Raw genomic sequence first — 14790 nt, forward strand, 5'->3', positions numbered from 1 at the left:
ACGTAAGCGGCGCGGCACGGGCGGCACGGGCGCGGAAGGTCGGCCGGTGCGCGGGGTTCATACGGTCGGCGCACACGCCGCCGGGGAGGGGATGTGCCTGCCGCGCGGGATGGTCACGCAGCGGCAGGACAGTGGTTCGGCGGACGCGCACGGGGGAATCGCGCCCGCCGAACCGATCTCCACGTTACCGGCGCCTGCCGCTCCGAAGGGAGTCCGCAACGGGCAATTCATTCCGCGGGATTACGCCATGGCACAGGCGCGCATTCACCTTCCCTCCCCCACAAGGGAGTTGACCGGCTGTCAGGCCGTCCCACGGGAGAACAGCAGTACGATCAGCGGGCCGTCAGATCCTGCAGTCCGACCACCCGCAGAAGCTGTAGCCGCTCGTACGACTCACTGCCCGGCCGAGCGGTGTAGACGATGAGCTGCTGGTCGTGCCCGGCGCTCAGCAGCACCTCGCAGTCCAGCGTCAGCTCCCCGACCACCGGGTGCAGGAAGCGCTTGGCGTCGGAGCGCCGGACGGCGACCTGGTGCTCGTCCCACAGCCGGGAGAACTCCTCACTGACCGCCCGCAGTTCGGCCACCAGCGCGGCGGCGCGCGGATCGTCGGGGCGGGCGGCGAGCACCGCGCGCAGGTTGGCCACGCTCGCGCGGGCGAGGGGCTCGCGGTCCTCCGCCGGGAAGATCGCGGCGGCGGACGGGTCGGTGAACATCCGGCGCATCATGTTGCGCATCGCGGGCGGCCGGGCCGACGCGTCGCCGCTGAGCGCGACCGACATCGCGTTCTGCGCCAGGACGTCGCCGATGTCGCTGACGACCTGGGCGGGCGTGTCGTGCAGCCGGTCCAGGACCAGCAGCAGCCCGGGGCGTACGTGCCCGCTGCCGGCGGTCTCCCGCGGCGGCTCCTCCCCGCACAGGTGGAACAGGTGGTCGCGCTCGTCGGCGGTCAGCCGCAGCGCGCGGGCCAGGGTGGTGAGCATCTGCCGCGACGGATGCGGGCCACGGGACTGCTCCAGCCGGGTGTAGTAGTCCACCGACATGCACGCCAGCTGGGCGACCTCCTCCCGGCGCAGTCCCGGGGTGCGGCGGCGGGCGCCGCCGGTGAGGCCCACGTCCGCGGGGGTCAGGCGGGCGCGGCTGCGGCGCAGGAAGTCGGCGAGTTCTGGTCGGTCCACCCCTCCAGCATGCGGCCGGCGGCGCGGGCTATCCAGGGAGTGCCACTCCCCGGATCAGCAGGTCTCTGCCGGTCCGGCGGGCGCCGCCGCAGGGTGGAGGGCGCCGGCGGGCACGTCCTGCCCGCCGCGCACCGATCCCAGGAGGACGTCATGAGGATTCTGGTCACCGGCGCCACCGGCCAGGTCGGCCGCCGCTTCGTTCCGCGGCTGCTGCAGCGCACCGGCCCGCAGGACGCCGTACGCGTGCTGGTCCGCGACGAGGCGCGGGCCGAGCCGCTGGCCCGGGCGGGCGCGGAGCTGCTGGCGGGCGACCTGCGCGATCCCGCGGACCTCGCCAGGGCGCTGGAGGGCGCCGACGCGGTCGTGAACGTCGCCGCGGCCTTCCGCGGGGTGCCGGACGACGAGTGCTGGGCGGTCAACCGGGACGCCGCGGTCGCCCTGGGCGAGGCCGCGGCCGGCTCGGGCGTGACCCGCTTCGTCCAGGTCAGCACCAACCTGGTGTACGGCACGGGGCACGGCAGGCCGTCGGTCGAGGACGACGGCACGGTCCCCGGCGGGCCGATGTGGGGCGCCTACCCGGCGGCGAAGAAGGAGGCCGAGGACCGGCTGCTGGCGCTGCACCGGGAGAGCGGCCTGGACGTGCGGGTGGCACGGCTCGCCTTCGTCTACGGCGAGGGCGACCCGCACCTGGCGGACGTGATGCGCTGGGCCGGCGGCTGGGCGGCGCACATGCGGCTCCAGATGGTCCACCACGCCGACGTGGCGCAGGGCATCCTGCGGGTGCTGTACGCGCCAGGGGCCGCCGGCCGCGTCTACAACGTCGCCGACGACGCCCCGGTCTCCGCGGCCGAACTGCACTGGCTGAACGGCCTACCCGTCCCCGCGGGCAGCGCGGACCGCCCGCTGGAGCACCCCTGGGAGGGCGTCGTCTCCACCCTCCGCATCCGCGACGAGCTGGGCTACCGCCCGCTCTTCCCCTCGGTGTGGACCGCCCGCGACGCGGGCGTGCTGTAGGGGGTGCCACCCGCACGGGTGGCGGGCGCCCGTGCCGCGGTGCGGCGCGCGGCGGGGGAGGTGCCGGCGGACAGACTGGGGCGCATGACGACCGACGTAGCCGCCGTGCTGGAGCGTATGCGGGCCACCGACACGGGCCTGCCGTACGGGGACGGCGTCGCCGTCTTCACCCGGGTCTACGCCTCCGTGACCGAGGAGGTCGAACGGCGGCTCGCGGGCGGCGACTTCGCCGACCGGGCGGTGGCGGCCCGGCTCGCGGTGCGGTTCGCCGGGCGCTTCCTCGCGGCGGTCGAGGACGACGCGGCGGGCCGCCGGCCGCCCGCCTGCTGGCGCCCGCTGTTCGCGATGCGCGCCCACCCCGGGGTCCGGCCGCTGCAGTTCGCGCTGGCCGGCGTCAACGCCCATGTGGGTCACGACCTGGCGCTCGCGGTGCTGGACACCTGCCGCGCCACCGGGTCCGGACTCGCCACGCTCGAAGCGGACTTCGACCGGATCGGCGAGGTGCTCACCGCGATCGAGGAGCGCGTCCGCGAGGAGCTGATGCCCGGCCCGGACCTGCTGGAGGCCGCCGACCCGCTCACCCACGTCGTGGGGTCCTGGTCGCTGGCCCGTGCCAGGGACGCGGCCTGGGCGGCGGCCCGGCTGCTGTGGGCGCTGCGCGGCTCCCCGGCCGCGTACGACGAGTGCGTGAGCCGGCTGGACGCGGGCGTGGGCCTGGTCGGCCGGCTGCTGCTGACACCGGTCGGCTGCCCGCGTCAGTCCTCGGGCAGCAGCACCGGCGCCAGCTCGTCGTAGCGGTCGCCGGGCCCGGGGTTGAGCAGGTCGGTGCCGCCGCCGAGGTGGTGCATGACGCCCCACACCGCGTTGAGCGCGGTCTGCACAGCGCCCTCGGCCCACCCGGCCGTCCACGAGATGTCGTCGCCCGCGAGGAAGAGGCCGCGCCGGTCGGCGGGCAGCGCGTCCTGCACGAAGTGCGTGAACAGCCGCCGCTGGTAGCGGTAGTGGCCGGGCAGGTTCGCCTTGAAGGCGCCCATGAAGTACGGCTCGTTCTCCCAGGAGACGGTCACCGGGTTGCCGATGACGTGCTTCCTGATGTCGACGCCCGGGTAGATCTCGGCGAGCGAGCCGAGCATGACCTCCATGCGCTCGTGCGCGCTCAGCGGCAGCCACTTGAGGCTGTCGTCGCTCCACGTGTACGACAGGCAGATCGCGGCCGGCCGGTCCGGCCCCTGCTCCAGCAGATAGGTGCCGCGGGTCATCCGGTCGGTGAGCGTCATCGACATCACGTCCCGCCCGGTGCGCGGGTCCTTGTCCCGCCAGAACGGCCGGTCCACGGGGACGAAGAGCTTGCTGGACGCCATGTAGTGGGTGCGCTCCATCGCCGTCCAGTGGTCGATCGGGAAGAGCGCGTCGTCGCAGGCGATCTTGGACAGCAGCATCCAGCTCTGCGCGGTGAAGACCACCGCCTTGTACGAGCGGATGTCGCCGGTGGCGTCGGTGACGGTGATGCGGTTGCCCGCCGTGCGGTGCAGCCCGGTGACCGCGGGGCGCGGGTTCCCGCCGTCGTGCAGCGAGGCGAGCGAGGTGCCGCGGGGCCAGTGGACGGCCTTGTCGGGGGCCTTCTCCCACAGCCGCAGCGGCAGTTGCCTGCTGCCGCCGTCGATGCTGCGGTGGTCGTCGTCGGCGCCGGTGTAGACGACCCGCAGGATCTCCAGGATCGAGTTGGGGAAGTCGGTGTCCCAGCCGCCGGTGCCGAAGCCGACCTGCCCGAAGATCTCCCGGTGCCGGAAGGAGCGGAAGGCGGGCGAGTCGCACAGGAAGCCGTAGAAGGTCTGGTTGTCCAGCCGCTCCACGAGCGCGGACCATATCCGGCGGATCTCCGCGACGTCCCGCTCGCGCAGCGCGCGCTGCATCGCGGAGAAGTCGGCGCCCTCCTCCAGGCAGGCGTTCCAGGCGTGCATCACCTGGTGGTAGACCTCGGGCAGGTCCGCAGGCGACGTGGCGTAGTGCGTCTCACCCTTGAGGTCGACGACGGTCGACGGGGTCACGGGCGCCAGCGGGTTGGGGAAGGGCGAGCTGCTCAGGCCCGCCAGGTCCGCGTAGTGCCAGAAGGCGGTGGAGGACGGCGGGAAGCGCATCGCGCCCATCTCCGCGGTCAGTCCAGGGTCGCAGCCGTCGAAGCCGACCGTGCGCAGCCGCCCGCCGATCCGGTCGGCCTCGTAGACCACCGGCCGCAGGCCCATGGCCAGCAGCTCGTACGCGGCCACGATCCCGGACAGCCCGCCGCCGACGACGGCGACCTCGGTGCCGTGCTCGGTGGGCGGCACCGCGCCGATCCCCGCCGGGTGGGCGAGGAAGTCGTCGTAGGGGAAGGGGAAGTCGGGGCCGGACATCGTGACGGGCGGCTGGGTCCGCGCCGCGATGTGCTGCTCGTCGTGGACGGCGGTGGGCACGGACGTCATGTGCGGGGGCTCCTGGCGGTGAGGGTGCGGTAGAGGTCGGGCCGGCGGTCGTCGAGGTACGGCGTGGCCGCCCGCGCCTCGGCGATCCGCGCCGGGTCGGCGTCGCCGAACAGCACGCCGGGCCCCGCCCCGGCCCGCGCGGCGACCTCGCCGTCGGGCCCGGCGAGGCAGCTCAGCCCGGCGAAGTCGTACCCGCTCTCCGGGCCGCAGCGGTTGGCGTACGCGACGAACAGCCCGTTCTCGTACGCCCTCGCCGGTACGAGCAGCCGCGGCACCGCCTCGTAGGGGCGCATCAGCGCGGTGGGCACCGCCAGCACGTCGGTGCCGGCCAGGGCGTGCGCGCGCACCGCTTCCGGGAATTCCACGTCGTAGCAGACGAGCAGGCCGATCACGAGGCCGTCCAGCTCGGCCTGCACGACCGGCTCCGCGCCGGGCGCGAAGGCGGCGCGCTCGCCCTCGCCGTACAGATGCGTCTTGCGGTACGTGGCCCGCGCGGTGCCGTCGGGCCCGACGAGCCGGACGGTGTTGCGGACGGCGTCCCCGTCGCGCTCGGGCCAGCCGTACACCACGGCGAGGCCGTACCTCGCCGCGACGCGGGCGGCGCACTCCGCGGCGGGCCCGTCCGCGGACTCCGCCAGCTGCGCCGCCCGCGGGCCCAGCACGTAGCCGGTCCAGGACAGCTCGGGCGCGACCATGAGCCGCGCCCCGCCGCGAGCCGCCTCGCGCGCCGCCGCCTCGAACGCCGCCCCGCCGGGCCCCACCCCCTGAGCCAGCGCGATCCGCACCCCGCACTCCTTCTTTCCGCAGGTCACCCCGTATGCATTGACGCTACGCAGCGGTTGCGGCGCACTCAAGAGCTATCCCTTGCGCTCCGGTGCACGATCTGTTGCGGCTTTCGCCGCGGTGCCGGTGATCTGTTGCGCGGTGCTCCTGCGGAGGGCCCGGACCACCACGGGCGCGTGGTTGGCCCTCCCTACGCAGCAGGGCGCCCGGCCTCCGGGGGCCGGAGACCGGGCGGGGGGACCGCAGGGAAGGCGGTCAGCGGGTGTCGCCCGGGAGGGGATCCGAGGGGGACTCCATGTCCGTCTCGATCTTTTCCTTCCGCACGCGCCCGTGCACCTTCTTCTGCTCGACGTGCTCCTCGACCCGCATCCTGACCCGCTCCTTGGCGACGACCTCCGTCTCGACGACGGGGCTCTCCTCGTGCAGGGTCACGTAGCGTTCGGCCTCGCCGATCTCGGCGCCGGAGCGCAGGGCCTCACGGTCGGCGGCGCTCAGCGGCTCGCGCTCGACCTTGACCTCCTCGTGGCGTACGGGGACGGTCTGCTCGACCTCCTCGACCTCGACGAACTTGCGCAGCCTGGCCTTGCCCGAGGCGTGGCGTTCGACCTTGACGTGCAACTCCTCCTCGGAGCGGGTCATGGCCTCGCCCTCGGCAGCTGCCGCGGTGCCGCGCTCCGGCGCGCCCGTGCGGCCGGGCATCCCGGAGGTGCCCGTGCCGGCGCCCGCGCCGGCGGCGGCCGCGGACTTACGGTCCATCCCGCCGGAGGTGTCGGCCCCGGTGTCCCGCGCGGAGCGCTTCGTGCCCGCGGCGGCGCCCGCCGCCCCGCCGGCGGCAGCGGCCTTGCCCGAGGTGCCGGCGGACTCGCCCGTGCCGCCGCCGCGCTCGATGCCGTAGTAGCGGTAGAGGTGCTGCTCCTCCTCCACCGACAGGTGGCCGCCGGAGTCGACGTCCACGTTGGGTGCGTCCTTGATCTTCTCCCGGGTGTACGGCACCTCCAGGTGGTCCTGGACAAGCCGCGCGGAACGGGTCGGTACGAAGGTCTCGTTGCTGCCGAAGAACCCGGTCTTGACCGTCACCCATTCGGGACTTCCGGTGTTGTCGTCCAGGTACATGTGCTTGGCGTCGCCGACCTTCTTGCCCTCGGCGTCATGGACCGGATGGCCCACCACCTGGGGTATCTGTTCGCGCGTGATCATGTCGCCTCCTACGGGCTGCCGTGACCTGGGAACGGTCACTGGACGGATTACCCGGGAGGATCCGGCAAAACCTGTCGAACCAGACATTTTCCACAACGGACCGCGCGGCGGGCCCGGCGGCGGTCCGTACCGGGCGGGTCAGAACCGGGGCGGGGCGGGTCAGCCTGGGCTGCCCGCCCCGTAGCGGCGCAGCAGCGGCGAGAGCACCAGCACCGACTTGGTCCTGGTCACGAAGGGCTCGCCGGCGATGCGCTCCAGCACCTGCTCGAAATGCCGCACGTCGGCGGCGAAGACCTGCACGACCGCGTCCGCCTCGCCGGTCACGGTCGAGGCGGACGCCACCTCCGGGTAGCGGGACAGGCCGCGCCGGATGTCGTCGGGCGAGGTGTTGTGGCGGCAGTACAGCTCCACGAGGGCCTCGGTCTGCCAGCCGAGCGCGGCCGGGTCCACGCGCACCGTGAAGCCGGTGATCGCCCCCGCCGCCCGCAGCCGGTCGACCCGGCGCTTGACGGCGGGGGCCGACAGGCCCACCTCGGCGCCGATGTCGGCGTAGGTGCGGCGGGCGTCGGCGGCCAGCGCGTGGACGATGCGTTCGTCGAGTTCGTTCAGCGGCACGAGGCCCGACGCTACCGCCGGCTACTGCCAGCTGGCGTGCAAGGGCTTGCCCTCGGCGTATCCCGCGGCGCTCTGGATGCCGACGATCGCGTTGCGCCCGAACTCCGCGAGCGAGGCCGCGCCCGCGTACGTGCACGCGCTGCGGACCCCGGCGATGATCGAGTCGACCAGGTCCTCCACGCCGGGCCGCGCCGGGTCGAGGTACATCCGCGAAGTGGAGATGCCCTCCTCGAACAGCCCCTTGCGCGCCCGGTCGTACGCCGACTCCTCGGCGGTGCGGTTACGGACCGCGCGGGCCGAGGCCATGCCGAAGGACTCCTTGTAGAGCCGGCCGTCCGCGGCCTGCTGGAGGTCGCCGGGCGACTCGTACGTCCCGGCGAACCAGGAGCCGACCATGACGTTGGAGGCACCTGCCGCGAGCGCCATCGCGACGTCCCGCGGGTGGCGCACGCCGCCGTCGGCCCACACGTGCTTGCCGTGCCGGCGCGCCTCGGCGGCGCACTCCAGGACGGCGGAGAACTGCGGGCGGCCCACCCCGGTCATCATCCGGGTGGTGCACATCGCGCCGGGGCCGACGCCGACCTTGACGATGTCGGCGCCCGCCTCGATGAGGTCGCGGGTGCCCTCGGCGGACACCACGTTGCCCGCGACGACCGGCACCCGCGGGTCGAGCGCGCGCACCGCGCGGACCGCGGCGAGCATCGACTCCTGGTGGCCGTGCGCGGTGTCCACCACGAGGGTGTCCACCCCCGCCTTGAGCAGCTGCGCGGCCTTGCCCGCCACGTCCCCGTTGATGCCGACGGCCGCGGCGATCCGCAGCCTGCCCTCGGCGTCGACGGCGGGCTGGTAGAGCGTGGCGCGCAGCGCCGCGGTCCGGGTGAGGATGCCGGCGAGCCGGCCGTCGGCGTCCACGGCGGGCGCGAGCTTGCGGTGGGCCTCCTCCAGCCGGTTGAAGGCGTCCCGCGGGTCTATGCCGGCGTCCAGCACCAGCAGGTCGGCGGACATCACCTCGGACAGCTGGGTGAAGCGGTCCACGCCCGTCAGGTCCGACTCGGTCACGACGCCGACCGGGCGGCCGTCCTCGACGACCACGCCCGCGCCGTGCGCCCGCTTGGGCAGCAGCGACAGGGCATCGGCGACGGTCTGGCCGGGGGCCAGGGTGATCGGGGTGTCCAGCACCAGGTGGCGCTGTTTGACGTAGCCGACCACGTCGGCGACGACGTCGATCGGAATGTCCTGCGGGATGACCGCGAGCCCGCCGCGGCGGGCCATCGTCTCGGCCATCCGGCGGCCGGCGACGGCGGTCATGTTGGCGACCACCAGCGGAATCGTGGTACCGGTCCCGTCGGGCGCCCGAAGGTCCACACCCTGCCGGGAGCCCACCGCGCTGCGGCTGGGCACCATGAAGACGTCGTCGTACGTCAGGTCGTACGGAGGCTGAACATCATTGAGGAAACGCACGTACTTCATATTTGCATGCGCGGGGTGGCAACGCCTACGGATGAACGTCCGGCTCTTGGCCGTCCTCCTTCGTGTCTTCCTCCAGGACCACCCGCAGCTCGGTGTCGGTGTCCCGCCAGAACAGCTCGGCGTCCCGCAGGATGTCCCGCACGATCCGCCACTCGCGCGGCAGCGCCTGCGCGAAGCCCGCCCAGCCGCGGACCTCCAGCCGCCGCCCGTCCGGTCCGGCGGGCCACCACGACAGGTCGGTGAGGCAGTCGGCGAGCGAGTCCCAGGTACGGCAGAACCACTCCGGCAGGCCCAGGTCGGCGGTGCACCGGTCCATGAACGCCTGCCGGTCGCCGACGCCGGTCAGGTCGAGCACGAGCATGCGCCGATGCTGCCACAGCAGGTGCCGGTGCACGCGGCACCGGCGCGCCGGTCGGGTACGGTCGTCGGCGCTCGTCAGCGCTCGTCGGGATCTGCCCGCTCCAGTGCCGGGCGCTCCGCGGGGCGGGTGCCGCCCAGCAGCCGGTCGGCGGCGGCGATGTCGGTGACCAGGCTGGTGACCAGGCCCGAGCGCAGCACCGCGTCGATCGCGGCGGCCTTGCGCGTACCGCCCGCGATGGCCACCACCTCGGGGATGCGGCGCAGCCGGTCGGCGCCGATCGTGATGCAGCGCTCCCCCAGGTCGCGGCCCACCCGGCGGCCGGCCGCGTCGAAGAGGTGCGAGGACATCTCGGCGGCCACCCCGAGCCCGGCGTAGTGCTCGCGCTCCGCGTCGGTGAGCGCGTCGTGGACCGTGGAGACCCCCGCCTCCCACGAGCCGACGGACACCACCGCGACGGTCACCTTGTCGTAGTGGCCCATGACCGCGGCGATACCGCTCTGGCCGCGCAGCGCGGCGGCGGTGGCCGGGTCACCGAGCACCATCGGCGCGTACAGCGGGTGCGCCTCGCCGCCGGAGACGGCCGCCGCGGTGCGTACCGCCTCGACCGAGCCGCGCTCGGCGGTGCCGACGTCGTAGACGCCGGTGAGCTGGACGACGGTGCAGGGCGCGAGGCGGTCGATCGCGTTGGCCATGGTGATGATGGAGCGGCCCCAGGCCAGGCCCAGCACGTCGCCGTCGGTGACCAGCTCGCCGAGCAGGCCGGCGGCGACCGCGCCCAGGTTCTCCGGGTCGGGGGCGTCGGCCTGGTCCGGCGGGGTCTGCACGACGACCGCGTGCCGCAGCCCGTAGTGCGCGCGCAGTGCGTCGGAGCGTTCGGCGTCCAGCTCGGCCGGGACCCGGATCTCGATCCGCACCAGCTCGCGTTCCAGCGCGGTCTCCAGGACCCGGGCCACCTTGAAGCGGCTCACGCCGAACTCCTCGGCGATCTGGATCTTGGACTTCCCCTCCAGGTAGAAGCGACGCGCCATCGCCGCCGCCTGGACCATCTCCCCTGGGCCCATGCGCGCGTGCGCGCGGCCTGTGCTCACGTCCGTCTCTCCCCAGTCGCCCGGCCGGTCCGGCTTCGTCGCCATCCTCGCAGACGCCGGGGGTTACGGGCGCGTAGCACCCGGCGGCCGGAGGATCGGTGCCGGTGCGCCGGTGGCGTCGTCAGTCGGTCCCCTGCTCTCCCCCGGCCTTCAGCGGGAGGTGCTCCCGTCCTCCGCGGACGGCCTCGCTCCTCGGCCGGCCACCGCAGAAGTCCGGGCCTCAGCCTTCCGGGCCTGCTCCCGCAGCGCCCGCACCGCCGCCGCCGGGTCGCCCGCGCCGTACACCGCGTTGCCCGCCACGAAGTTGTCGGCGCCGGCCTCCGCGCAGCGCTCGATGGTCTCGGCGGACACCCCGCCGTCCACCTGGAGCCAGATCTCCAGGCCGTGCTTGTCGATCAGCTGCCGGGTGCGGCGGATCTTGGGCAGCATGATGTCCAGGAAGCTCTGCCCGCCGAAGCCCGGCTCCACGGTCATGACCAGCAGCATGTCGAGTTCCGGCAGCAGGTCCTCGTACGGCTCGATCGGCGTCGCGGGCCGCAGCGCCATCGACGCCCGCGCGCCCTTGGCACGGATCTCCCGGGCGATGCGGACGGGCGCGGCCGCGGCCTCGACGTGGAAGGTCACCGACGAGGCGCCGGCCTCGACGTACGCGGGCGCCCAGCGGTCCGGGTCCTCGATCATCAGATGGCAGTCCAGCGGGGTCCCGGTCGCCTTGCGCAGCGACTCCACCACCGGTAGACCCAGCGTCAGGTTCGGCACGAAGTGGTTGTCCATCACGTCGACATGGAGCCAGTCGGCACCCTCGACCGCCTTGGCCTCGTCGGCCAGCCGGGCGAAGTCCGCGGACAGGATGCTGGGGCTGATCTGCACGCTCATGGCCCCAGCAAACCAGATCGCCGAGCACTGCGAAAACCCGGTACGGGCCCGCCCGCGCGGGGCACGCCTCCGCCTCGGCGGGCGGGCGCGGTCCGAACACCGGTGTACCGTGCGCGAACCGGCCCTCGGCCCGGGGCGACCGCGCGTGGCTGCCTTCCCGCCCGGGGCGCCCTTGTGCGCAGGGCGGTGCCCGGGGGGCAAGGTCAGGACGTGCGGCGCAGCAGTGCCAGGAACATCGCGTCCGTGCCGTGCAGGTGCGGCCACAGCTGCACGGTCGGGCCGGGCCCGAGGTCGGGGACGCCGGGGAGGAAGGGCCGGGCGTCGAGGAGTTCGAGGCCCGGGACGCGGGCGAGGACGTCGTCCACGACCTCCCGCGTCTCCGCGAGATGCGGCGAGCACGTGGCGTAGCCCACGACACCGCCGGTGCGGGTGGCGGCCACCGCCTCCGTGAGGAGGCCGCGCTGGAGGGGGCCGAAGCCGCGGACGTCCTCCGCCCGGCGCCGCCAGCGTGCCTCGGGGCGGCGGCGGAGGGCGCCGAGGCCGGTGCAGGGGACGTCGACGAGGACCCGGTCGAAGGAGCCGGGGGCCCACACCGGGCGTGTGCCGTCGGCGACGAGGACCTGGTACGGCCCGGGGTTGCCGGCCAGCGCGCGGCCGACGAGCCGCGCGCGGTGCGGCTGCTTCTCGACGGCGACGAGCCGCGCGCCGCGCCCCGCGGCGAGCCCCGCGAGCAGCGCGGCCTTGCCGCCGGGGCCCGCGCAGCCGTCGAGCCAGCGCTCGTCGCGCCCCTCGACGGGCACGGCGGCAAGGGCGGCGGCGACGAGCTGGCTGCCCTCGTCCTGGACGCCGGCCCGGCCCTCGGCCACGGCCGGCACCGCGGCGGGGTCGCCGCCCTCGGTGAGGCGCACGGCGTAGGGGGACCAGCGGCCGGGCTCGGTGGAACCGTCCGGCAGCGAGGCGGCGACGTCCGCGGCGGTGGCGCGGCCGGGGCGGGCGACGAGGGTGACCTCGGGCCGCGCGTTGTCGGCGGCGAGCAGCTCCTCGACACCGGTCCGGCCGCCGCCGAGCGCGTCCCACAGGGCGGAGACGATCCACCGCGGGTGCGAGTGGACGACGGCGAGGTGCCCCTCGGCGTCGTCCTCGTAACGCGGCGCGACGCGCTCCAGCCAGCCGTCGAGGTCGTGCGCGGCGACCTTGCGCAGCACCGCGTTGACGAACCGCGCGCGGCCCTCCCCCAGCACGACGCGGGCGAGGTCGACGGTCGCGGAGACCGCGGCGTGCGGCGGGATGCGGGTCGCGAGCAGCTGGTGCGCGCCGAGCGAGAGCACGTCGAGCACCGGCGGGTCGACCTCGCGCAGCGGCCGGTCGACACAGGCGGCGATCACGGCGTCGTACGTGCCCTGGTTGCGCAGCGTGCCGTAGACCAGCTCGGTGGCCAGCGCGGCGTCCCGCCGGTCGAAGGAGCGGCCCTCGTCGGCCGCCTCCCGCTCGGCGGTGCGCAGCAGCCCCGGAAGGACCAGGTTGGCGTACGCGTCCCGCTCGTCGACGGCGCGCAGCGCCTCGAACGCGAGGACCCGTACGGGGTCGCGCTGCGGGCGCCGGTGGGGGGTGCCCTGCGGGCGGCGCTGCTGGTGTCTGCCGTTCACTGCGCTCTGTTTCGTCACGTTTGTCGTCTTGTCGTCGAACCTCGCAAGCTTACGCCGTACGGTCAGCGGCCGAGGACCGTACCGGCGGGCGGCTGGACGCCGCGGGCCCAGTCGGCGGCGGGCATCCGCTTCTTGCCCTGCGCCTGCACCTCGCCCAGCTGGACCGCGTGGCTGCCCGTCCCGACGTGCACGGCGTTCTTGGCGACGGCCAGCTCGCCGGGCGCGAGGTCGGTGCGCTCGGGCGCGGGGGTGACGGGGCCGAGCTTGAGCCGCTCGCCGCCGATCAGCGTCCAGGCGCCCGGGGCCGGGGTGCAGCCCCTGACGAGCCGGTCGACCCGCAGCGCGGGCGCGGACCAGTCCACCTCGGCGTTATCGACGGTGAGCTTCGGCGCGAGGGTGACCCCGTCGGCGGGCTGCTCGCGCGCGACGAGCGAGCCGTCCTCGATGCCGTCCATCGTGGCGACGAGCAGCCCGGCGCCGCTGACCGCGAGCCGGCCCAGCAGATCCCCGCTGGTGTCCTTGGCGCGGACGGCCTCCGTGACGACCCCGTAGACCGGCCCGGAGTCCAGGCCCTCCTCGATCAGGAAGGTGGAGGCGCCGGTCATCTCGTCACCGGCCATCACCGCGTGCTGCACGGGAGCGGCGCCGCGCCAGGCCGGCAGCAGCGAGAAGTGCAGGTTGACCCAGCCGTGCCGCGGCACGTCCAGCGCGACCCGGGGCAGCAGCGCCCCGTACGCGACGACCGGGCAGCAGTCCGGGGCGATCTCCCGCAGCCGCTCCAGGAATTCGGGCTCCCGCGGCCTGCCGGGCTTGAGCACCTCGATCCCGGCCTCCTCGGCGCGCTGCGCGACCGGGCTGGCCACGAGCTTGCGGCCGCGCCCGGCGACCGCGTCCGGCCGTGTCACGACGGCGGCGACCTCGTGCCGCCCGGCGGCGATCAGGGCGTCGAGCGCGGGTACGGCGACCTCGGGGGTGCCGGCGAAGACGAGCTTCATCGTGCGGGTGTGCCTCTCTCGGTTACCGGCCTCGGCCGAAGGTGTCGTGCGGCGACACCCTGACCTCGGGCGGGATCTGCCCCGCCCACTCGGCCTCGCGGATCGCCCGCATCGCCGCCGCCTGCTGCTCGGCGTCCAGCCGGTCGACGAACAGGATGCCGTCCAGATGGTCGGTCTCGTGCTGGATGCAGCGGGCGAGCCGCTGCGTCCCGCGGATCTCCAGCGGCTCCCCGTACATGTCCAGCCCCCGGGCCACCACCTCCAGGGCGCGCCGGCAGTCGTACGTGAGCCCGGGAATCGACAGGCAGCCCTCCGGGCCGTCCTGCACCTCCTCGCCCAGCGACAGCTCCGGATTGACCAGATGCCCCAGCTCGCCGTCCACGAAGTACGTGAACACCCGCAGCGGCACGCCCAGTTGCGGCGCCGCAAGCCCCGCGCCGGGCGCGGCCTGCATCGTCTCGGTCAGATCCCGCACCAAAGTGCGCAATTCCGCGTCGAACGCCGTCACCGGCTGCGCCACCTGACGCAGCACCGGATCGCCGAACAGGCGGATGGGCTTGACGGTCACGCGGGGCCTCTCCTGCCGGACGGGGAACGGCTGCCAATTCTAGATCCCCGGGGGTGCGCGACCCACCGCACGCCCCCAGGGCGTGACTCCCGAGGCCGGTGGCGCGTTGGTCAAGAGAGTTCGAACCGTCACCGTCGGTTGGAGAGGCCTGTTGATGCCCGACCACGCAACCCCTGACGCCCAGGCGCGGGCCAGCCTGCACCTGCTCGTGCGGGACATCGAGAGGGTCCGCCGCCAGGCGGACGCGCTGCGGACGCTCACCGCCCAGCTGGGCAACGTCTACCGCCCGCGGCGCGGCGGCCCCACCGCCGGCTTCGTCGTCTACGGCCGCGCGCCCGCCCCCACGGTGCGGCTCGCGCAGGAGCTCCGGGACAGCGTCGAGACCCTCGTGACCGCGGCGGTCGAGTTCGACCGCTCCCTCGGCTTCTCCTGGGACGCGGTGGGCTCCGCCCTGGGGGTGACCAAACAAGCGGTCCACCGCCGCTACGGAGGCCGCCGCCCTCCCGCCCCTCCCCCGCTCCCGGAGGACTCCCCCCTCCC

General features: G+C 74.5%; 15 protein-coding genes. 3 read left to right on the forward strand and 12 right to left on the reverse strand.

Annotated features, from left to right (window positions below):
* Positions 1-332: 332 nt before the first annotated feature.
* Positions 333-1175 carry a helix-turn-helix transcriptional regulator gene (locus IH54_RS0117085; RefSeq protein ID WP_031517629.1) on the reverse strand — a complete coding sequence of 281 codons (843 nt, stop codon included), beginning with the start codon at positions 1173-1175 and terminating at the stop codon, positions 333-335.
* 150 nt (positions 1176-1325) lie between these two features.
* Between IH54_RS0117085 and IH54_RS0117090 the strand changes: the two genes are divergently transcribed.
* Positions 1326-2189, forward strand: coding sequence for an NAD-dependent epimerase/dehydratase family protein (locus IH54_RS0117090; protein WP_031517630.1), 864 nt, complete (start codon positions 1326-1328; stop codon positions 2187-2189).
* Positions 2190-2273: 84 nt separating this feature from the next.
* On the forward strand, positions 2274-2984 hold the full coding sequence (locus IH54_RS0117095; protein WP_052397552.1) for a DUF5995 family protein: 711 nt from the start codon (positions 2274-2276) through the stop codon (positions 2982-2984).
* Here the strand turns inward: IH54_RS0117095 and IH54_RS0117100 are convergent.
* The 11 genes from IH54_RS0117100 to def form a co-directional block, all read right to left on the reverse strand.
* A complete protein-coding gene (locus IH54_RS0117100; protein ID WP_031517635.1) occupies positions 2945-4651 on the reverse strand; it encodes a flavin monoamine oxidase family protein in 1707 nt (568 codons plus the stop codon). The genes IH54_RS0117095 and IH54_RS0117100 overlap by 40 nt on opposite strands.
* On the reverse strand, positions 4648-5436 hold the full coding sequence (locus IH54_RS0117105) for a carbon-nitrogen hydrolase family protein (RefSeq protein ID WP_031517636.1): 789 nt from the start codon (positions 5434-5436) through the stop codon (positions 4648-4650). The genes IH54_RS0117100 and IH54_RS0117105 overlap by 4 nt, the downstream gene beginning before the upstream one ends.
* Before the next feature lie 253 nt (positions 5437-5689).
* Positions 5690-6631, reverse strand: a complete 942-nt coding sequence (locus tag IH54_RS0117110) for a PRC and DUF2382 domain-containing protein (protein WP_031517637.1) — start codon at positions 6629-6631, stop codon at positions 5690-5692.
* A gap of 159 nt (positions 6632-6790) precedes the next feature.
* Entirely contained in the window at positions 6791-7246 is a 456-nt protein-coding gene (locus tag IH54_RS0117115) for an Lrp/AsnC family transcriptional regulator (protein ID WP_031517638.1), read from the reverse strand.
* Positions 7247-7267: 21 nt separating this feature from the next.
* Entirely contained in the window at positions 7268-8716 is a 1449-nt protein-coding gene (locus tag IH54_RS0117120; protein ID WP_199923404.1) for a GuaB1 family IMP dehydrogenase-related protein, read from the reverse strand.
* Between the two features lie 25 nt (positions 8717-8741).
* Positions 8742-9077, reverse strand: coding sequence for a barstar family protein (locus IH54_RS0117125; protein WP_052397553.1), 336 nt, complete (start codon positions 9075-9077; stop codon positions 8742-8744).
* Positions 9078-9151: 74 nt separating this feature from the next.
* Positions 9152-10138 carry a sugar-binding transcriptional regulator gene (locus IH54_RS0117130; protein ID WP_031517643.1) on the reverse strand — a complete coding sequence of 329 codons (987 nt, stop codon included), beginning with the start codon at positions 10136-10138 and terminating at the stop codon, positions 9152-9154.
* A gap of 177 nt (positions 10139-10315) precedes the next feature.
* Positions 10316-11041, reverse strand: a complete 726-nt coding sequence (gene rpe, locus IH54_RS0117135; protein ID WP_052397545.1) for a ribulose-phosphate 3-epimerase — start codon at positions 11039-11041, stop codon at positions 10316-10318.
* 203 nt (positions 11042-11244) lie between these two features.
* The gene (locus IH54_RS0117140) at positions 11245-12687 is read right to left on the reverse strand and encodes an RsmB/NOP family class I SAM-dependent RNA methyltransferase (protein ID WP_031517647.1); all 1443 of its coding nucleotides are present in this window, start codon (positions 12685-12687) and stop codon (positions 11245-11247) included.
* A 62-nt stretch (positions 12688-12749) separates the two neighbouring features.
* Positions 12750-13682 (reverse strand): methionyl-tRNA formyltransferase, encoded by a 933-nt coding sequence (gene fmt, locus IH54_RS0117145; protein WP_031517649.1) that lies wholly within the window; start codon positions 13680-13682, stop codon positions 12750-12752.
* A gap of 22 nt (positions 13683-13704) precedes the next feature.
* On the reverse strand, positions 13705-14250 hold the full coding sequence (gene def / locus IH54_RS0117150) for a peptide deformylase (RefSeq protein ID WP_031517651.1): 546 nt from the start codon (positions 14248-14250) through the stop codon (positions 13705-13707).
* 154 nt (positions 14251-14404) lie between these two features.
* On the opposite strand from def, the gene IH54_RS0117155 reads away from it, so the two are divergent.
* Positions 14405-14790 (forward strand): hypothetical protein (locus IH54_RS0117155; RefSeq protein ID WP_031517654.1); only part of this gene is annotated, 386 nt, incomplete at its 3' end.

It is taken from the genome of Streptomyces sp. NRRL F-5123, assembly GCF_000721495.1.
Lineage (GTDB): Bacteria > Actinomycetota > Actinomycetes > Streptomycetales > Streptomycetaceae > Actinacidiphila.